At 64.0% G+C, this 17,170-nt stretch carries 20 protein-coding genes and 1 other RNA gene; 12 read left to right on the top strand and 9 right to left on the bottom strand.

Annotation, left to right across the window (positions count from 1 at the left end):
• Positions 1–65 precede the first annotated feature (65 nt).
• The gene (locus BDOA9_RS32085) at positions 66–563 is read right to left on the bottom strand and encodes a GNAT family N-acetyltransferase (RefSeq protein WP_025038049.1); all 498 of its coding nucleotides are present in this window, start codon (positions 561–563) and stop codon (positions 66–68) included.
• A gap of 326 nt (positions 564–889) precedes the next feature.
• On the opposite strand from BDOA9_RS32085, the gene BDOA9_RS32080 reads away from it, so the two are divergent.
• Both BDOA9_RS32080 and BDOA9_RS32075 read left to right on the top strand, forming a co-directional pair.
• Positions 890–1,156: a hypothetical protein gene (locus tag BDOA9_RS32080; protein ID WP_025038048.1), complete on the top strand. Its 267-nt coding sequence runs from the start codon at positions 890–892 to the stop codon at positions 1,154–1,156.
• A gap of 162 nt (positions 1,157–1,318) precedes the next feature.
• On the top strand, positions 1,319–2,077 hold the full coding sequence (locus tag BDOA9_RS32075; protein WP_025038047.1) for an outer membrane protein: 759 nt from the start codon (positions 1,319–1,321) through the stop codon (positions 2,075–2,077).
• Positions 2,078–2,362: 285 nt separating this feature from the next.
• Here BDOA9_RS32075 and BDOA9_RS32070 read toward each other — a convergent pair whose 3' ends face one another.
• From BDOA9_RS32070 to ssrA, 8 genes are all read right to left on the bottom strand, one after another.
• Positions 2,363–2,809, bottom strand: coding sequence for a hypothetical protein (locus tag BDOA9_RS32070; protein WP_025038046.1), 447 nt, complete (start codon positions 2,807–2,809; stop codon positions 2,363–2,365).
• 302 nt (positions 2,810–3,111) lie between these two features.
• Positions 3,112–4,983: a ferrous iron transporter B gene (feoB, locus tag BDOA9_RS32065; RefSeq protein ID WP_025038045.1), complete on the bottom strand. Its 1,872-nt coding sequence runs from the start codon at positions 4,981–4,983 to the stop codon at positions 3,112–3,114.
• Positions 4,984–5,020: 37 nt separating this feature from the next.
• Positions 5,021–5,296 (bottom strand): FeoA family protein, encoded by a 276-nt coding sequence (locus tag BDOA9_RS32060; protein ID WP_025038044.1) that lies wholly within the window; start codon positions 5,294–5,296, stop codon positions 5,021–5,023.
• Between the two features lie 115 nt (positions 5,297–5,411).
• On the bottom strand, positions 5,412–5,663 hold the full coding sequence (locus BDOA9_RS32055) for a ribbon-helix-helix domain-containing protein (RefSeq protein WP_025038043.1): 252 nt from the start codon (positions 5,661–5,663) through the stop codon (positions 5,412–5,414).
• On the bottom strand, positions 5,660–5,848 hold the full coding sequence (locus BDOA9_RS32050; RefSeq protein WP_025038042.1) for a DUF4169 family protein: 189 nt from the start codon (positions 5,846–5,848) through the stop codon (positions 5,660–5,662). The genes BDOA9_RS32055 and BDOA9_RS32050 overlap by 4 nt, the downstream gene beginning before the upstream one ends.
• Positions 5,849–6,124: 276 nt before the next feature.
• Positions 6,125–7,558 carry a class II fumarate hydratase gene (fumC, locus tag BDOA9_RS32045; protein ID WP_025038041.1) on the bottom strand — a complete coding sequence of 478 codons (1,434 nt, stop codon included), beginning with the start codon at positions 7,556–7,558 and terminating at the stop codon, positions 6,125–6,127.
• Positions 7,559–7,647: 89 nt separating this feature from the next.
• Positions 7,648–8,166, bottom strand: coding sequence for an SspB family protein (locus BDOA9_RS32040; protein WP_025038040.1), 519 nt, complete (start codon positions 8,164–8,166; stop codon positions 7,648–7,650).
• Positions 8,167–8,282: 116 nt separating this feature from the next.
• Positions 8,283–8,649: a transfer-messenger RNA gene (ssrA, locus tag BDOA9_RS32035) on the bottom strand.
• Between the two features lie 211 nt (positions 8,650–8,860).
• Here ssrA and BDOA9_RS32030 point away from each other — a divergent pair.
• The 10 genes from BDOA9_RS32030 (at position 8,861) to BDOA9_RS31985 (ending at position 17,102) form a co-directional block, all read left to right on the top strand.
• Entirely contained in the window at positions 8,861–9,175 is a 315-nt protein-coding gene (locus tag BDOA9_RS32030) for a hypothetical protein (protein WP_244521558.1), read from the top strand.
• Positions 9,176–9,270: 95 nt separating this feature from the next.
• The gene (locus BDOA9_RS32025) at positions 9,271–10,032 is read left to right on the top strand and encodes a tripartite tricarboxylate transporter TctB family protein (protein WP_025038039.1); all 762 of its coding nucleotides are present in this window, start codon (positions 9,271–9,273) and stop codon (positions 10,030–10,032) included.
• A gap of 7 nt (positions 10,033–10,039) precedes the next feature.
• Complete coding sequence (locus BDOA9_RS32020) at positions 10,040–11,554, top strand: tripartite tricarboxylate transporter permease (protein ID WP_025038038.1); 1,515 nt, start codon at positions 10,040–10,042, stop codon at positions 11,552–11,554.
• 139 nt (positions 11,555–11,693) lie between these two features.
• On the top strand, positions 11,694–12,674 hold the full coding sequence (locus BDOA9_RS32015; RefSeq protein WP_025038037.1) for a tripartite tricarboxylate transporter substrate binding protein BugD: 981 nt from the start codon (positions 11,694–11,696) through the stop codon (positions 12,672–12,674).
• A 173-nt stretch (positions 12,675–12,847) separates the two neighbouring features.
• Complete coding sequence (locus BDOA9_RS32010; RefSeq protein WP_025038036.1) at positions 12,848–13,642, top strand: thymidylate synthase; 795 nt, start codon at positions 12,848–12,850, stop codon at positions 13,640–13,642.
• Between the two features lie 5 nt (positions 13,643–13,647).
• The gene (locus tag BDOA9_RS32005) at positions 13,648–14,133 is read left to right on the top strand and encodes a GNAT family N-acetyltransferase (protein WP_025038035.1); all 486 of its coding nucleotides are present in this window, start codon (positions 13,648–13,650) and stop codon (positions 14,131–14,133) included.
• Positions 14,133–14,642 (top strand): dihydrofolate reductase, encoded by a 510-nt coding sequence (locus tag BDOA9_RS32000; RefSeq protein ID WP_025038034.1) that lies wholly within the window; start codon positions 14,133–14,135, stop codon positions 14,640–14,642. Before BDOA9_RS32005 ends, BDOA9_RS32000 begins: the two co-directional genes overlap by 1 nt.
• 153 nt (positions 14,643–14,795) lie before the next feature.
• Entirely contained in the window at positions 14,796–15,932 is a 1,137-nt protein-coding gene (gene hflK, locus BDOA9_RS31995; protein ID WP_025038033.1) for an FtsH protease activity modulator HflK, read from the top strand.
• Positions 15,929–16,825, top strand: a complete 897-nt coding sequence (gene hflC / locus BDOA9_RS31990; RefSeq protein ID WP_025038032.1) for a protease modulator HflC — start codon at positions 15,929–15,931, stop codon at positions 16,823–16,825. Before hflK ends, hflC begins: the two co-directional genes overlap by 4 nt.
• Positions 16,826–16,895: 70 nt before the next feature.
• Entirely contained in the window at positions 16,896–17,102 is a 207-nt protein-coding gene (locus BDOA9_RS31985; protein WP_025038031.1) for a DUF2065 domain-containing protein, read from the top strand.
• The last annotated feature ends 68 nt before the right edge of the window (positions 17,103–17,170 follow it).

Genomic DNA, 17,170 nt, shown 5'->3' with positions numbered 1-17,170 from the left:
ACCGGATCGTGTCGGTTCAAAAATGAACACAAGCGAGCCGCCTGAGCTCCGGTCCCTTGTGGCGCTCACCGCCGGATGCGGTAGATCACGACGTCTTCGCCGTGACGGTTCGTGCTGCGCTCGAGGAGATAGTTCGATTTCTCCAGCACGCGGCGGGATGCAGTGTTGCCGACATAGACGATGCCGATGAGGGACGGCAGCGCAAGCCGTGACAGTCCGATGTCCGTCAGCGCGGTCGCGATCTCGCTGGCAAATCCCTGGCCCCAGAATTCGCGCTTGAACGCGTAGGCGATTTCGATCTCGTCGACATCGTCCACGAGAATGTGCCGAATGCCCGCTCGTCCGGCGAAGGCCCCGTCTTTCGTTCGCACCGACCAGAGTCCGAAGCCGTGCTGATCCCAATGGGCCATGTTGGTCGCAAGATAAGCTTGCGTGACCTCGGGCGTCCGCACCCCGCCGAGAAAACGGGAGACCTCGGCGTCGCGATGCAGCGCGACAAGGTCGGCGAGGTGGTCCTCGCGCAACCGCTCGGCGGTCAGGCGATCGGTGGTGAAATGGTCCATGCTGGCTCTGCTTCGGCATTCCGGGCGCGTCGGGGTGGCCCGTCGACGCATGATGGCCTGGCCGCGGCTATCAGCGCAATGACCGCCGATTTGTGCAGTCGCGACCAATGTAACTGCAACGCAAGAGTGTGTCGCAGCCGCGCGCTCCTGCTGAACAGCCGACGAGCGCCACCGGCCGACGAGCAATGCTCATCTACGCTCCGTACTCTGGCTGGCGTACCGGCTGATCGCAAATCCGAGCAGGCCAGCAGCTTGATCTGAATCAAACGCGCGCCCGGTGTCCCCACCACAAGGAGCGAGGAGCTGGTGGCATTCGAGCTTTGATCATGGTTGCGACTTGGTACGTCACCTTCGAAGTCCGGAAGCGGGGCTTGCTTCTGCGGCAGCGAACCCCCCGTGAGACGAAGACGTTTGCCACAGAGGCCGAGGCTAAGCTGTTCGCGCGTGCAAAACTTGATGAAGGACTCGCGGTCTTCGCGGGCACCCTCAATCCCCAACTTCCCCGGCGGCTCATACCCTCGTCCGATATCGCCGCTTGGCTTGCCGAGGAGCAGGACAGCGACGAAGCGTCCCAAATTCCAACGGGCGACTAAGCACGTTGCTGTGCATAGCGATCGTCTTTGACTGTTGCCATTTTGATACGCCCGAAAAGGGCCCTCACGCATACGCTTCACGGTGTTCGCAGTTCGTGTGCATGCCAGCCTGCACAACGGCGCGCGTCCGAAAGAAGACTACGAGCAAAAGGGGATGAGACCATGAGGAAGTTTGTAATCGCTGCGGTCGGCTTCACGGCGCTGGGTTTGACGGCTCCGGCCATGGCGGCCGACATGGCCGTCAAGACGACACCGCCGCCTGCGCCCTTGGTGGCGATCTATAATTGGAGCGGCTTCTATATTGGCGCCAATGGAGGCTGGGGACGGAGCCATGGCTGCGCGGATTTCGTGACGCCCGCAGGAACGGTTGCAGCTGGCTGCGCCGATCGCTCCGGCGGTCTCGTGGGTGGCCAGATCGGCTATCGCTGGCAAACCAACCAGTTTGTGTTTGGCCTGGAGGCGCAGGGCGATTGGGCCGAAATCAAGAACACGCGCGTCAGCCTGATCGATCCGACGATTTCGACCACGGGCAAGATCGACGGTATCGGGCTGTTAACGGCTCAACTTGGCTGGGCATGGAACGCCTCGCTGCTCTACGTCAAGGGCGGCGCCGCCGTGACGCGAAATCGCTTCGACATCTTCAACAATGTCACCGGGGTCGGCTTGGCCTCGGCCGGGCACACGCGCTGGGGCGGCGCTCTGGGCGTCGGCTGGGAATACGGCTTCGCGCCGAACTGGTCGTTCGGCATCGAGTATGACCATCTTTGGATGGGACGTGACAACTTTGGATTCGCTGGGGTGGTCACGCCCGGTGGTTTCACCCTCACCGGCAGCGGGGTTAGCCAGGACGTCGACATGGTCACGCTTCGGTTGAATTACCGTTTCGGCGGCTACGGGGCGCCGGTCACGGCTCGCTATTGACCTTTGCGACTTCCCGATGAACGAGAGGCCCCGGAAGCGACCGGGGCCTTTTTCATGGGGCTCGCATGAATGCGGACGCCGGTTCGGCGTCACCTCTGCTGGTCGAATGCGGCAAGGCTCCGTCGGTCCATGATGACGACGTGACGCTGGTTGTTGTCGAGAAAGCGAAGGTGCCTCCGCTGGCAGTGAAGCGAATGCATCAAATACGAATAGATCGTGCGCATCAGCGTACACATCAGTTTTGGACCATATGCGCTGAGCTGGCTGAGAGCAGAGCTGGCTAGGTCACCAGTAGCGGTAACCAAACCAGCCGAGCTGTGGCTGCCGTGCTGCCACGACCTGTTGCAGCGTCGGGTGGCGTTTCGATCGCGCCGCAACGTGTTGCGACCTTCGCGGCAACCTGCGCTCGATGGCTTGGCGCGACAGCGATTCCGCACCGGTCATCGCGAGTGCATTGGCAGTTGCAGGGGTCTCCGCCCGTATGGTCGCGGACTCTGGAAGGGGTGAAGCAGGCTCTGCGATCGCCGGCGCACGGGCGGCCGTCATCAACATTGACAAGCTCGAGTCGAGGACCACGCGTTCGGGCCATTTGCGATCCGAGTGGATGCGGATGGCCGGTTGATCGTCTACCGTCCTCTCGGTAACCGGAACCTTGGGCAGACAAAAGTCCGCAAGGAAGAGGAGCGCGAGCAACGCTGCGCCGACCTTCCAGAAGTACGCCAGTAACGGCATCTCGGTCGCTCCGTGCCCCCCACAATGGGCCCAGCTTGCGACGATGTCGTGCCAGTTTCGGAGTTGTCGTGAGAGCCAGCTTGATTCAGATCAAGCGCGAAGGAATTCCCAGTCCGGTTCTGGCAATCAACCAATGATGCCATCATGCTCCTGTTTTGCCCGACGGAGCAACGGGTGCAGCGCATCGGATTGGCCATCGGAGGACGATTTTCATGCCCTGCGCGTAAGCCATTGATTTCACGATCCCCGTCTACTGTGCATGGGGTTGTTTTCGTACTTTTTGTTTTGGGGGGCTAAATTAGCTACCCCGCGCCCAGCGCGACCGCGACGTTGTACGTCACGAAGCTCGCCGCATAGGCCAGCACCAGCATGTAGGCGAAGGTGACGCCCATCCAGGTCCAGCTGCCGGTCTCGCGCCGGATCACGGCGAGCGTGGAGGCGCATTGCGGGGCGAAGATGTACCAGGCCAGCATCGACAGCGCGGTCGCGAGCGACCATTTCGTCGCCAGCACCTGGCCGATCTGCTCGGCCGCTTCCTTGCCGCCCTCGATCGCATAGACGGTACCGAGCGCGGCGACCGCGACCTCGCGCGCCGCCATGCCCGGGATCAGCGCCACAGCGATCTGCCAGTTGAAGCCGACCGGGGCGAGCAGGGGCTCGAGCGCCTTGCCGATCATCGCCGCCAGGCTGAACTCGATCGCAGGCTCGGTGGCGCCCGCGGGTGGCTGCGGGAACGAGGCCAGGAACCAGATCAGCACCATCATCGAGAAGATCGTGGTGCCCGCGCGCTGCAAGAACATCCTGGCGCGGGTGTAGATGCCGATCGCGATGGATTTCAGGCGCGGCATCTTGTAGTCCGGCAGCTCCAGCATGAACGGCGCCGGTGCGAAGTCGCGGATCATGAAGAACTTGATTACGAACGAGACGACGAGCGCACTGACGATGCCGGCGGCATAGAGCCCGAACATCACGAGGCCCTGCAGGTTGATGAAACCCCAGACGTCCTTGGCCGGGATGAACGCGGAGATGATCAGCGTATAGACCGGAATGCGCGCCGAGCAGGTCATCAGCGGCGCGATCAGGATCGTGGTCAGCCGGTCGCGCTTGTCGTCGATGACGCGCGTCGCCATGATGCCGGGAATGGCGCAGGCAAAGCTCGACAGCAGCGGGATGAAGGCGCGGCCGTGCAGCCCGGCGCCGCCCATGATGCGGTCCATCAGGAACGCCGCCCGCGCCATGTAGCCGAAATCTTCCAGCAGCAGGATGAGCAGGAAGATGATGATGATCTGCGGCAGGAACACGATGACGCTGCCGACGCCCGAGATCACGCCGTTCTGAAGGAAGCTCTGCAGCAGGCCGGCGGGCAGGGTGGCTTGGACCAGCTCGCCCAGCGCTTCGAAGCCTGAATTGAGCAGCTCCATCAGCGGCTGCGCCCAGGCGAACACCGCCTGGAACATCACGAACAGGATCAGCGCGAGCACGATCAGCCCGCCGACCGGATGCAGCACGATGGCGTCGATCCGTGCGGTCCAGGTGTCGGGGCGGGCAGGCAGGCTGACGCAGTCGGCGATGATGCGGTCGGCCTCGCGCTGGGTTGCGCGCAATTCGCTGACGCTGAGCGCGCGCCAGCTGTTGTCCTGCGGCACGGCGGCGAGCTTGGCCGAGATCTCGTCGGTCAGCTTGAGCAGGTCGGCCGTGCCGCCCTTGCGCACCGCGATCGAGGTGACCACGGGCACGTCGAGCTCCTTGGCGAGCCGCTCGACGTCGACATCGATGCCGCGGCGGCTTGCGATGTCGAACATGTTGAGCACGAGGATCATCGGCCGCCCGGTGCGCTTCAGCTCCAGCAGCAGGCGGATGGTCAGGCGCAGATTGGTGGAATCGGCGATGCACAGCACGAGATCGGGCAGGGTCTCGCCGGAGGCCTTGCCGAGCACGAAGTCGCGGGTGATCTCCTCGTCCGGGCTGCGGCCGCGCAGCGAATAGGTGCCGGGCAGGTCGACCACGGAGACCTGGCGTCCCAGGGGTGTAACGAAGAAGCCTTCCTTGCGCTCGACCGTGACACCGGGATAGTTCGCGACCTTCTGGCGGCTGCCGGTCAGCGCGTTGAACAGCGAGGTCTTGCCGCTGTTGGGCGTGCCGACCAAAGCGAGATGCAGCAGGGGTGCTTCCATGGGATCAACGGCCTGGGGGCAAAATTCCGGTCGCGCGTCAGGCGACGATGATGGCCATGGCTTCGCGACGGCGGACCGCGATCGTGATGCTGTCGACCCGTACCGCGATCGGATCGCGCCCGACCAGCCCCTCATGCAGGATCTCGACCCGGGCGCCCTCGACGAAGCCGAGTTCGATCAGGCGGCTCTCGAGCTCGACGTCCGAAAGCGCCGAGTCCGCCTGCTTGGCGGCGAGGTGCTGGATGACGCCGGTATAGCCGCGCTGGGCCAGACCCAGCGGCATGCGCGAACGCGTTTCAGTGGTGTCGGTCATGCCCTGTATTTTCAACGCCGGGCATTGAGGTCAAGCGCGCCCGCCCGCCGAAGCTGCACCTTAGAGCGATTTTAAAGTGCAGAGGCCGGGGCGCCGTCACGGGCGCCCCCGATGGCTACTGGGCCGGGACCTTGTCCGGCTGGGCGGCCATGGCGCGGCTCTTGAAGTAGTCCAGGACGAACAGACGGATCGCCGACGACAGATTGCCCTGCTGGCGGTTGTTGTCGATCTCGCCGACCAGCTCGGACAACGTCATGTTGCGCAGGCCGGAGATCTCTTTCATGCCGTTCCAGAACGCCTCTTCCAGGCTGACGCTGGTCTTGTGGCCGGCGACGACGATCGACCGTTTCACGACCGGCGATTTCATGGCTGCTCCTCGCGATCGATCCGGTGCTGGTCCAGATGCTCCTTGGCCTGGTCCGCCTGCTTCGCTTCGGACGACCGTTCCGCCTTCGTGCGCCCGAATTTCGCCCGGTTGGCGTCCGCCTGCTTCGCCGAGGCTTCCCGCTCGACGCGCTTCCTGAAACGATTCAGGTTGATGACGTTCCCCATGCCGCGTCTCCATCATCCGATCCTCGTCAGGAGGGATGAAACATTCAGAAACAGGGCGCCGCATTGCGCCCCAGAAGACTTGATCGCCATTCGCTCGTCCTCGTCAATCGGCCCTTGGGGCCATCAAAGGATGAATTTCGCCCCGTCGAGGGCAGTAGGGCTGCGTAACACGCCACCCTGCCGCAACATTGACGGTAATCAAATCCCACCCCCAAAACCGCATATTTTTGGGCGCCGAGGGTCCGTATCATTACGGATGGCTATCGGAATTCGGAATTATCCCGGGCTGGTCATCTTCTCGGGGCGGACCAGCCGGTCGAACTCGTCGGCCGAGACGAAGCCGAGCCGCATCGCCTCCTCCTTCAGCGTGGTGCCGTTGGCGTGCGCCGTCTTGGCCACCTTGGCGGCGTTGTCGTAGCCGATCTTCGGCGCCAGCGCCGTCACCAGCATCAGCGAGCGCTGCATCAGCTCGCTGATGCGCGTCTCGTCGGCGCGGATGCCGCTGACGCAATGCTCGGTGAAGGAGCGCGCCGCATCCGCCATCAGTCGGATCGAGTGCAGCATGTTGTAGGCCAGCACCGGCTTGTAGACGTTGAGCTCGAAATGGCCCTGGCTGCCGGCGACAGTGATCGCGGTGTGATTGCCGAACACCTGGCAGCACACCATGGTCATCGCCTCGCACTGCGTCGGGTTGACCTTGCCCGGCATGATCGAGGAGCCTGGCTCGTTCTCCGGCAGGATCAATTCGCCGAGGCCCGAGCGCGGGCCGGAGCCGAGCAGGCGGATGTCGTTGGCGATCTTGAACAGGCCGGTCGCCACCGAATTGATGGCGCCGTGCGCCAGCACATAGGCATCGTTCGAGGCCAGCGCCTCGAATTTGTTGGCGGCGCTGGTGAAGGGCAGCTTGGTGATCCCGGCGACGCGCTTGGCGAACAGCTTTGCAAAGCGCGGCTTGGAGTTGAGGCCGGTGCCGACGGCGGTGCCGCCCTGCGCCAGCGGATAGAGGTCCTTCACCGCGACCTTGAGCCGGGCGATGCCGCTTTCGACCTGCGCGGCATAGCCGGAGAATTCCTGACCGAGCGTCAGCGGCGTCGCATCCTGGGTATGGGTGCGGCCGATCTTCACGATCTTCGAAAATTCCTTCTCCTTCTTGCGCAGTGCGCGCAGCAACTCACCGAGGGCAGGGACGAGATCGGCATTGATGCGGCTCGCCGCCGCGATGTGCATCGCTGTCGGGAAGGAGTCGTTCGACGACTGGCTCATGTTGACGTGATCGTTGGGATGCACCGGCTTCTTGGCGCCGAGCTCGCCGCCGAGCAGCTCGTTGGCGCGGTTGGCGATCACCTCGTTGAGGTTCATGTTGCTCTGCGTCCCCGAACCGGTCTGCCACACGACAAGCGGGAAATGGTCGTCCAGCTTGCCTTCGACCACCTCGCGCGCGGCGCGGATGATGGCATTGGCGCGGCGCCGGTCGAGCAGGCCGAGCGCGAGATTGGACTGCGCGGCGGCGAGCTTGACCATGCCGAGCGCATGCACGAGCGAGATCGGCATGCGGTCGGTGCCGATGCGAAAGTTCTGGCGCGAGCGCTCGGTCTGCGCGCCCCAATAGCGGTCGGCGGGCACCTCGATGGGACCGAAGCTGTCGGTCTCGGTGCGGGTCGCGGGGCGGGCGGTCGTCGAGCGGGAAGCTTTGGCCATGAGCACATCCATTTCGCCGCGCGAGACGCCGCGCAGCCTCTTGAGATGCACTTCTATATATGGAGTTTGGCCGGGTACGACGGGTGCGGACCCAACCTAGATCATTTCTTACGGAAACGATCGAGTCGTACGACCTCGGCGCCGCCCTGGTTCGGTGGAGTCGGCTCGTCGGCGGCTTCCGCCTTCTCCATGGCAGGTGCCGGCACCGACACGGCCGATGGCGCGGGAGCGGCCGGCAGATTTTCGGGGGTGACCTCGGCGACGTCGGAGGTGTCGAACTGGAGGCCGAACTTCACGGACGGATCGAGGAAGCTCTTGATGGCACTGAATGGCACCACCAGCCGCTCCGGAATGCCGCCGAAGGACAGGCCGACCTCGAAGCGGTCTTCGAGCACGGTCAGGTCCCAGAACTGATGCTGGAGGATGATGGTCATCTCTTCCGGATATTGCGCGAGCAGCCGCGGCGACAGCTTCACGCCCTCGGCCTTGGACACGAAGGTGATGAAGAAGTGGTGCTCGCCCGGCAGACCATGAGCCGCGGCATCGGTCAGCACCTTCCGCAGCACGCCGCGCAGCGCGTCGCGGGCCAGCACATCGTATCGGATATGATCGGTCGCCATGGTGGTCCTGTTGCATCCTCGACGCCGGACCCTGCCGATCCGACTCGCCAAGCCGCAATAGTACCGCGCCTGACGGGTGAGCAGGAGTCCCCGCCGGAGAAGAAATCAAAGAGTAAAGTGGAGGCTTCTGTTGCCAGGTGCCTCCGAACCCCGCCTAGCGGAGCTTAACCCGCTAGGACTTTAGAGTGGTCTTTCAAACTGCGTTACGCAGCCTGAGCAACCGGAGCAAAGTTGTCGTTGGCAACTATTGCAGTAGCCCGATAACGGCGGAACAATACCGGGAAAAAGCACGCCCTTTACGCCCTCGTCGATCCTATTTCGCCCCCGCCAAAGCCCAGCTTCAGGCTCACCCGATGGTGGGCTTTGGTGGAGGCGCCGGGTACCGCCCCCGGGTCCGAATGGTTTATTACGACGACCGTTTATTTCCATAGCCGGCGAACCGGCACCCCCAATATAGGGGGCAAAGCTCCCGAAAAACAGAGGGTTGGAGGCGCAATCCCGTAGTTCCCTTTGGATAGGTCTGGACTGCCTCGGCCCGCTCTCCTGCTCGCCGGCCTGGCTCTTGACGCGGCTGCTGGTCGCGATCCCCGTCAGCGTGGGCGTCACTTATTTCCTGCGGCGGAAAGTAGCATGACGGGCCAAAGCCCGGTCTGGTCCTTGATCTCCACTTTCGGTCTCGCCGTTCGCGGTGGGTATGCCGCCCGCGGGACGCGCGCTGGCTGGCGACGATGGCGATGTACCTGCCTGCGTCGCTACTTGCCCATCATGGCATCCGGCTCCCGAACCGGCCGAGCCAAATCGCGTCGACCGCCTGATCCAGGCTGCACTGATTGTGCGGTTGATCGGATTGAGGGCAGCGAGCGCCCTGATCCTGGCCCGCTCGACCGATCGCACAATTGCTGCACTGCTTCTGACCGCGATGGTTGCGGCGGGCGCGACCATCTCGCGCATTATTCCGCTCTGGCTTCTGCTTGCCGGCGGCGTGTTGAGTTTTGCTGGCATTGTCTGATGAAAATCGCTAGGCAGTGATCCGGGCGGGGTATCCAGTTCCAGCCGATTTAGAACAACAGTGCTCGTGACTTACGGGTCGCGGAGGAGACAGGCATGGCCGACACGATGGGCCACTCAGCGACAGCCACCCGAAACACCCGGCTGGCGCTCGGCTTTTGTCTGCTGGCGATTGCGCCGCAGATTTTCGAATTGATCTGGTCGATCGGGACGATCTTCGGCTGGGGGACCGGCCGCGGTCCGGCGGCGGTCGTCACCGGGCATGCGACGGCTCTGCTCGCCGGCGCGCCCAGCGCCGTGTTCGGTTCTTTCGGCGGCGGCACCAAGAAGATGTCGTCCGACGTGCTGCTGGCGCTGATCTATTCCTATCCGCTATTCGCGGTGGCGATCCTCACGCTGTTCATGACGATCCGGTCGGCGCAGGATTATGTCGGCGGCGTCGTCCTGATGGCCGTTGCCCTGTTCGCGCTGTATGCATCGAGCGATTTGCAGGGGATGCGGGGCTTCTCCTTCGGCGCAGGGACCGCGCCGCGCATGTTCGGCGGTCTGCTGGTCGCCTTGTCCGCCGGCATCGCCTTGACCGGTCTGCTGACCGATGGGCCGGCGATGGCTCATTATTCATGGCGGGGGCCGCTGTTCGTGGTGGCCGCGATCCTCTTCTTCGCCCTGTCGATCCGGTCCCTCGGTCTCATTGTCACGGCCTTCGGGAGCTTCATGATCGCGGCGATGGGCTCGCACGAGACACGGTGGCTGGAGGCGGCGATCGTCGGCGCCTGCCTGACACTCGGCTGCGCAATCCTGTTCCCCTACGTGCTCGGGCTGCCGATGCCGATGTACCCGCGTTTCCTGATGCAGTGAGGGCGTGATGGATATTTTTGCCAACCTCGCTCACGGCTTTGCCGTCGCGTTTACTCCGATCAACCTTCTGATGTGTCTGATCGGCGCCCTGGTCGGCACGCTGGTCGGCGTGCTCCCTGGTATTGGCACCATCGCGACCGTCGCGATGCTGCTGCCGATCACCTTCGGACTGCCGCCGGTGGGCGCGCTGATCATGCTCGCCGGCATCTATTACGGCGCGCAATATGGCGGCTCGACCACGTCGATCCTGGTCAACATACCCGGCGAGGCGACATCGGTGGTGACCGCCATCGACGGCCACCAGATGGCGAAGCAAGGGCGTGCCGGCCCCGCGCTGGCGATCGCCGCGATCGGCTCGTTCTTCGCCGGCTGCGTCGCGACCGTCCTGATCGCACTGCTCGGCGCACCCCTGACGAAGCTCGCACTGGCGTTCGGCCCGGCCGAATATTTCTCGCTGATGGTGCTTGGCCTGATCTTCGCGGTGGTGCTGGCCAAGGGGTCGGTGCTGAAGGCGATTGCGATGATCGTGTTCGGCCTGTTGCTTTCGATGGTCGGTTCGGACATCGAGACCGGCGCCTCGCGCATGGCCTTCAACATTCCGGAGCTTGCCGACGGCCTCGGCTTTGCGACGGTGGCGATGGGCGTGTTCGGCTTTGCCGAGATCATTCGCAATCTCGACCATGGCGCCGAGATGAACCGCGATCTCGTTCAGCAGAAGATCACCGGCCTGATGCCGACCAGGAAGGATCTGGCCGATGCGACGCCGCCGATCCTGCGCGGCACCGTGCTCGGTTCCATTCTCGGTATTCTCCCCGGCGGCGGCGCGGTGATCGCCTCGTTCGCGGCCTATACGCTCGAGAAGAAGCTCGCCAAGAACCCGTTGCGGTTCGGCCGAGGGGCCATCGAGGGCGTGGCGGGGCCGGAGAGTGCCAACAATGCTGCGGCGCAAACCTCGTTCATCCCGCTGCTCACCCTCGGCATCCCGCCGAACGCGGTGATGGCGCTGATGGTGGGTGCGATGACCATTCACGGCATCGTGCCGGGGCCGCAGGTGATGCAGAAGCAGCCGGATCTCGTCTGGGGCATGATCGCCTCGATGTGGATCGGCAATCTGATGCTGATCATCATCAACCTGCCGCTGGTCGGAATCTGGGTGCGGCTCTTGCGCGTGCCGTACCGGCTGATGTTTCCCTCGATCGTGATCTTCTGCGCGATCGGCATCTATTCGGTGAACAACGCGCCGGTCGACGTCATCCTGGCCGGCGTGTTCGGGCTCGTCGGCTACTGGCTGATCAAGCACGATTTCGAGCCGGCGCCGTTGCTGCTCGGCATGGTGCTGGGACCGCTGATGGAAGAGAACCTGCGCCGGGCGCTGCTGATCTCGCGTGGCGACTGGAGCGTGTTCTTGACGCGCCCGTTGTCGGCGGTGCTGCTTGTGGTCGCGGCGGGCCTGCTTGTGCTTACGGTGCTACCGGTGTTGCGCGCCAAGCGTGACGAGGTGTTCACCGAGTCCGAGAACTGAGGTCGTTCGCACCCTGGTCGGCTCGGTCCTGCGTCGGCGCGCCGCATTCGGAAGTCGAATCGACTTGTGTTACGGCTTCGTGAAATGGAGATGCCGGCCTTTGGGCCGGCATTTTATTGTGTCCAAAGGGAGGATCGCCATGACGTTCATTCGCGCGCTCACAGGCGCATGTGCAGCAGCGATAGCATCGCTGGGCGCCTTCATCGCAACGGCCGAGGCGCAGACCTATCCGACGCGCAACATTACCGTGATCGTGCCGTTCGCAGCCGGCGGGCCGACTGACGTGATCTCACGCATCGTCACCGGGCACATGGCGCAAACGCTGGGGCAGAGCATCATCATCGAGAACGTGGTCGGCGCCGGGGGCACCACCGCCACGACGCGTGCCGCGCGTGCGGCCAATGATGGCTATACGCTGATCACCGGGCATATGGGCACGCATGCCGCCTCCGTGCCGCTCTATCCGAAGCTGGCCTATCACCCCGAGAAGGACTTCGAGCCGATCGCATTGCTGGCCGGCACGCCGATCCTGATCCTGGCGCGGAAGGACTTTCCGCCGAAGGACCTCAAGGAGTTCGTCACCTATGTGAAGGCGAATGCCGAGAAGGTGAACGCCGCGCATGCCGGCGTCGGCTCGGTTTCGCACGTCTCGTGCGAGCTCCTCCACTCCATCCTCGACATCAAGCCGGTCGGCGTGCCCTTCAACGGCACGGGACCTGCGATGAACGCGCTGGTGGCGGGGCAGGTCGATTACATGTGCGACCAGATCGTCAACGCCGTCCCGCAGATCAATGCCGGCACCATCAAGGCCTATGCGATCGCCACGGCCGAGCGCAACCCGTCGCTGCCGAACGTGCCGACCACGGCGGAAGCCGGCCTGCCGGCGTTCCAGGCTCAGGCCTGGAACGCGATGTTCGCGCCCAAGGGAACCTCGCCCGCGATCGTGGCGAGCGTGAACGCCGCCGCCGTCAAGGCGCTCGACGACGAGACGGTGAAGAAGCGCCTGCTCGAGCTCGGCAGCGTGATCCCCGCACCGAAGGACCGCACCCCGGAGGCGCTGGCGACCCTCGTCAAGAGCGAGATCGCGAAGTGGAGCCCGGTGCTCAAGCCGGCAAATTAAGCGAAGGCGATCAAGGCGCTAGGCGAGGGGCGGAACGCTGGGTTTCGCCCCTTGTCGTTTGTGCCGGGAGCACTCACTTTTCCGGGTATAATCGACGGGGACAGCGAATCGCCGCTGTCGCAGCGCCGGGGGTGTCGCTAAGTTCGCCGCCTCCCCAAAGGCTCAGTCGCAACATGCACCAGTATCAGGACCTGCTCGAGCGGATTCTTTCAGACGGCGTCGAGAAGACCGACCGGACGGGTACCGGCACGCTGTCGGTGTTCGGCCATCAGATGCGCTTCAATTTGTCGACCGGTTTCCCGATGCTGACCACCAAGCGGCTGCCGCTGAAGGCGATCGTCCATGAGCTGCTCTGGTTCCTGAAGGGCGACACCAACATCAAATATCTGCGCGACAACGGCGTCACGATCTGGGACGAGTGGGCGGACGCCAATGGCGATCTCGGTCCGGTCTACGGCCATCAATGGCGCTCCTGGCCCACGGCCGACGGGCGCAGCATCGACCAGATCGCCAATGTCATCGACATGATCAAGCGCACTCCTGATTCCCGCCGGCTGATCGTCACCGCCTGGAATCCGGCCGACGTCGAGAAGATGGCGCTGCCGCCCTGCCACCTGCTGTTCCAGTTCTATGTCGCGAACGGCAAGCTGTCCTGCCAGCTCTATCAGCGGTCGGCCGACGTCTTTCTCGGCGTGCCCTTCAACATCGCCTCTTACGCGCTGCTCACCATGATGGTCGCGCAGGTCACCGGCCTGAAGCCCGGCGATTTCGTGCATTCGTTCGGCGATGCGCATCTTTATTCAAACCATCTGGAGCAGGCCCGGCTCCAGCTCAGCCGCGCACCGCGTGCGCTGCCGGTGATGCGGATCAACCCTGATGTGAAGGACATCTTTTCCTTCCGCTACGAAGACTTCGAGCTCGTCGGCTACGATCCGCATCCGCACATCAAGGCGGAAGTCGCGGTCTGACACGGATGTCGTCGACCATCCGCCGTGCGCAGCCCGGAGAGGCCGGACTCGTCCTGTCCTTTGTCCGCGAGCTCGCCGAGTACGAAAAGCTGATCCACGAGGTGGAGGCGACCGAGGCCGACATCGCCGCGGCGCTGTTCGGCGAGAGGCCGCAGCTCTATTGCGCGATCGCGGAGTGGAACGGCGAGCCGGTCGGCTTCGCGGTGTGGTTCCTCAATTTCTCCACCTTCAGCGGCCGCCACGGCATCTATCTCGAAGACCTCTATGTGCGGCCGTCGCATCGGGGCAAGGGCCTCGGCAAGGCGCTGCTGGCCTATCTCGCCAGGGAATGCGTCGACAACGGCTGGTCGCGCCTGCAATGGGCGGTCCTCGACTGGAACGCACCCTCGATCGCTTTCTACAAATCAATCGGCGCGGTCATGATGGACGACTGGACGCTGTGCCGCGTCACCGGGCCTGCGCTGACCCAGCTTGCCGGGAGCTCCGCCTGATGGAGATCGTCTTCGTCGTCGCGATCGCGGAGAACGGCGTCATCGGCGCGGGCAACGCGATGCCGTGGCGATTGAAGTCCGACATGGCGCGCTTCAAGGCGCTGACGATCGGCAAGCCCGTGATCATGGGCCGCAAGACCTTCGAGACCCTGCGCCGGCCGCTGCCGGGCCGCACCAACATCGTGGTCACGCGCGATGCAGCCTATCGCGCCAATGGCGCCATCGTCACGACATCCGCGGCGGATGCCGGCGCGGTCGCGCTTGGCGATGCCCTGCGGCGTTCGGTCACTGAGATCGCGGTGATCGGCGGAGCCGAGATCTTCCGGCAATGGCTTGATCGGGCCGATCGTCTCGAGATCACCGAGGTGCACGCGCGCCCGGAAGGCGACACGCATTTCGACATCGACAAGGCGGAATGGGACGAGGTTGAACGCGTCCGCCATCCTGCCGGCCCCGACGACAGCGCCGACGTCTCCTATGTGACATATCGTCGGCGGCGCGGCCATTAACCGCTTTTGCCAATGTTTACATTGACTTTTTCGTGCCCGAGCATAGCTCGGAAGACGGTCAGGGCTGCGTTGTAAGGGACTTGCCTGTCCCCTATAAAGCCGGACCGGACAAAGCGGGCGGTGGCAATTCCACCCTGCCGAGGAGAACGTCGAATGCCGTGGAAGAATCAGGGCGGTGGCCCGTGGGGCTCGGGTCCAAAGGGACCATGGGGCTCAGGCCCGCAACCGGTCGGGCCGAGGCCTCCGGATCTGGAAGACCTTCTGCGACGCGGCCAGGACCGCCTCCAGCAGATCATGCCGGGCGGTTATTTCTCCGGCATCGGCATCACGTTGATCATCCTGCTGATCGTCGCATTCTGGCTGTTGTCGGGCTTCTTCCGCGTGCAGTCCGAAGAGCTCGGAGTCGTGCTGCGCTTCGGCAAGCATGTCCGCACCGTGCAGCCGGGCCTGAACTATCACCTGCCTTATCCGATCGAGACCGTGCTGCTGCCGAAGGCGCTGCGCGTCAACACCACCTCGATCGGCATGACGCTGATCGAGGATCCGGCGCGGCGCGGCCGCTCCATTCGCGACGTGCCGGAAGAGAGCCTGATGCTGACCGGCGACGAGAACATCGTCGACGTCGACTTCACCGTGCTCTGGCGCATCAAGCCGGACGGTGTCGGTGACTTCCTCTTCAACATCCAGAACCCCGAGGGCACCGTGAAGGCGGTCGCCGAGAGCGCGATGCGCGAGGTGATCGGCCGATCCCAGATCCAGCCGATCCTGACCGGAGCGCGCAACGTCACCGAGCAAGGCGTACACGAGCTGATCCAGAAGACTTTGGACAGCTACGGCGCCGGCATTCAGATCACCCAGGTGCAAATGCAGAAGGTCGACCCGCCCGCGCAGGTGATCGACGCCTTCCGCGACGTGCAGGCGGCCCGCGCCAACCAGGAGCAGCTGCAGAACGAAGCGCAGACCTATGCCAACCAGGTTGTCCCGCAGGCGCGCGGACGCTCGGCCAAGATTCTGCAGGACGCCGAAGGCTACAAGGAGCAGGCGGTCGCCGAGGCCAAGGGCCAGAGCGCGCGCTTCCTGAAGGTTTACGAGGAATACAAGAAGGCGCCCGACGTGACGCGAGAACGGATTTATCTGGAGACGATGGAGCGCGTGCTCGGCGGCGCCGACAAGCTCGTCTATGACGGCGGGTCTTCGGGCCAGGGCATCGTGCCTTATCTGCCCCTTGGCGAATTGACGAGCAGGCGGCCGCCTACCACCGGTCAGCCCTCGAGCGGAGGCAACCGATGAGGTCTCCTGTTGCAGGTTTCGTCACGCTGCTCGGGCTGCTCCTGGTCCTGATCGTGGCCTACATGTCGCTGTTCACGGTGCAGCAGACCGAGCAGACGATCGTGCTCCAGTTCGGCAGGCCCGTCGACGTCGTTACCGCGCCCGGCCTGCACTTCAAGGCGCCGTGGAATTCGGTGATCAACATCGACAAGCGGATCCTCGATCTTGAGAACCCGTCGCAGGAGGCGATTGCCTCCGACCAGAAGCGGCTCGTGGTCGATGCCTTCGCGCGCTACCGCATCAAGGACGCGCTGCGCTTCTATCAGAGCGTCGGCTCGATCCAGGCCGCCAACATCCAGCTCACCACGCTCCTGAACGCGGCGCTGCGCCGCGTGCTCGGCGAGGTCACGTTCATCAACGTGGTGCGCGACGACCGCGAGAAGCTGATGCTGCGCATCCGCGACCAGCTCGACCGCGAGGCTGATGGCTACGGCATTCAGGTCGTCGACGTCCGGATCCGCCGCGCCGACCTGCCGGAGCAGAACAGCCAGGCGGTCTATCTGCGCATGAAGACGGAGCGTGAGCGCGAGGCCGCCGAGTTCCGGGCACAGGGTGGTCAGAAGGCCCAGGAGATCAAGTCCAGGGCCGACCGCGAGGCGACCGTGATCATCGCGGAGGCCAATTCGCAGGCTGAGCAGACCCGCGGTGCAGGCGATGCCGAGCGCAACCGACTCTTTGCGGAGGCCTACGGCAAGGACGCCGACTTCTTCGCCTTCTACCGGTCGATGACGGCCTATGAGAACGGGCTGCGTTCGAACGACACCCGCTTCCTGCTGCGGCCGGACTCGGATTTCTTCCGGTACTTCAGTAACCCGTCCGGCAAGATGGCAACCGAGACGCCGGCGAAGCCGTGAGCTGACAGGGGCGGCGGATTTTCGCCGCCCTTCGTCCAGACAAGAACAGCATAGCGGGAGTTCCATTCCGATGAGGTCCATTGCGTTCGCCGACTTCCTCATCGGCCTAGGCATCCTGTTCGTCCTCGAAGGCTTGATGTTCGCGGCCAGTCCAAACTGGATGCGCAAAGCCATGAAAAGCGCCATCGCCACGCCGGACAACATCCTGCGGGCGGTCGGGATCGGCTCGGCCGTGGCCGGGCTGGTCCTGATTTGGGTTATGCGGCGGCCGATTTAGGGCTTCGGCCAACGCCAAAGTGAAGGCGCCAGACTGGTTTTGGCCGTATTGTCGGGCTCTTGAGGCCC

Origin of the sequence: Bradyrhizobium sp. DOA9 (assembly GCF_000617845.2) — a bacterium.
GTDB lineage: Bacteria > Pseudomonadota > Alphaproteobacteria > Rhizobiales > Xanthobacteraceae > Bradyrhizobium.
The sequence above is the reverse complement of the archived record's forward strand: the minus strand, read 5'-3'. Positions and strand labels throughout refer to the sequence as shown.

Bases quoted from the DNA above. Each gene is read 5' to 3' on its own strand.
- BDOA9_RS32085 (WP_025038049.1), bottom strand. From the start codon at position 563: ATGGACCATTTCACCACCGATCGCCTGACCGCCGAGCGGTTGCGCGAG.
- BDOA9_RS32080 (WP_025038048.1), top strand. From the start codon at position 890: ATGGTTGCGACTTGGTACGTCACCTTCGAAGTCCGGAAGCGGGGCTTG.
- BDOA9_RS32075 (WP_025038047.1), top strand. From the start codon at position 1,319: ATGAGGAAGTTTGTAATCGCTGCGGTCGGCTTCACGGCGCTGGGTTTG.
- BDOA9_RS32070 (WP_025038046.1), bottom strand. From the start codon at position 2,809: ATGCCGTTACTGGCGTACTTCTGGAAGGTCGGCGCAGCGTTGCTCGCG.
- feoB (WP_025038045.1), bottom strand. From the start codon at position 4,983: ATGGAAGCACCCCTGCTGCATCTCGCTTTGGTCGGCACGCCCAACAGC.
- BDOA9_RS32060 (WP_025038044.1), bottom strand. From the start codon at position 5,296: ATGACCGACACCACTGAAACGCGTTCGCGCATGCCGCTGGGTCTGGCC.
- BDOA9_RS32055 (WP_025038043.1), bottom strand. From the start codon at position 5,663: ATGAAATCGCCGGTCGTGAAACGGTCGATCGTCGTCGCCGGCCACAAG.
- BDOA9_RS32050 (WP_025038042.1), bottom strand. From the start codon at position 5,848: ATGGGGAACGTCATCAACCTGAATCGTTTCAGGAAGCGCGTCGAGCGG.
- fumC (WP_025038041.1), bottom strand. From the start codon at position 7,558: ATGGATGTGCTCATGGCCAAAGCTTCCCGCTCGACGACCGCCCGCCCC.
- BDOA9_RS32040 (WP_025038040.1), bottom strand. From the start codon at position 8,166: ATGGCGACCGATCATATCCGATACGATGTGCTGGCCCGCGACGCGCTG.
- BDOA9_RS32030 (WP_244521558.1), top strand. From the start codon at position 8,861: ATGCCGCCCGCGGGACGCGCGCTGGCTGGCGACGATGGCGATGTACCT.
- BDOA9_RS32025 (WP_025038039.1), top strand. From the start codon at position 9,271: ATGGCCGACACGATGGGCCACTCAGCGACAGCCACCCGAAACACCCGG.
- BDOA9_RS32020 (WP_025038038.1), top strand. From the start codon at position 10,040: ATGGATATTTTTGCCAACCTCGCTCACGGCTTTGCCGTCGCGTTTACT.
- BDOA9_RS32015 (WP_025038037.1), top strand. From the start codon at position 11,694: ATGACGTTCATTCGCGCGCTCACAGGCGCATGTGCAGCAGCGATAGCA.
- BDOA9_RS32010 (WP_025038036.1), top strand. From the start codon at position 12,848: ATGCACCAGTATCAGGACCTGCTCGAGCGGATTCTTTCAGACGGCGTC.
- BDOA9_RS32005 (WP_025038035.1), top strand. From the start codon at position 13,648: ATGTCGTCGACCATCCGCCGTGCGCAGCCCGGAGAGGCCGGACTCGTC.
- BDOA9_RS32000 (WP_025038034.1), top strand. From the start codon at position 14,133: ATGGAGATCGTCTTCGTCGTCGCGATCGCGGAGAACGGCGTCATCGGC.
- hflK (WP_025038033.1), top strand. From the start codon at position 14,796: ATGCCGTGGAAGAATCAGGGCGGTGGCCCGTGGGGCTCGGGTCCAAAG.
- hflC (WP_025038032.1), top strand. From the start codon at position 15,929: ATGAGGTCTCCTGTTGCAGGTTTCGTCACGCTGCTCGGGCTGCTCCTG.
- BDOA9_RS31985 (WP_025038031.1), top strand. From the start codon at position 16,896: ATGAGGTCCATTGCGTTCGCCGACTTCCTCATCGGCCTAGGCATCCTG.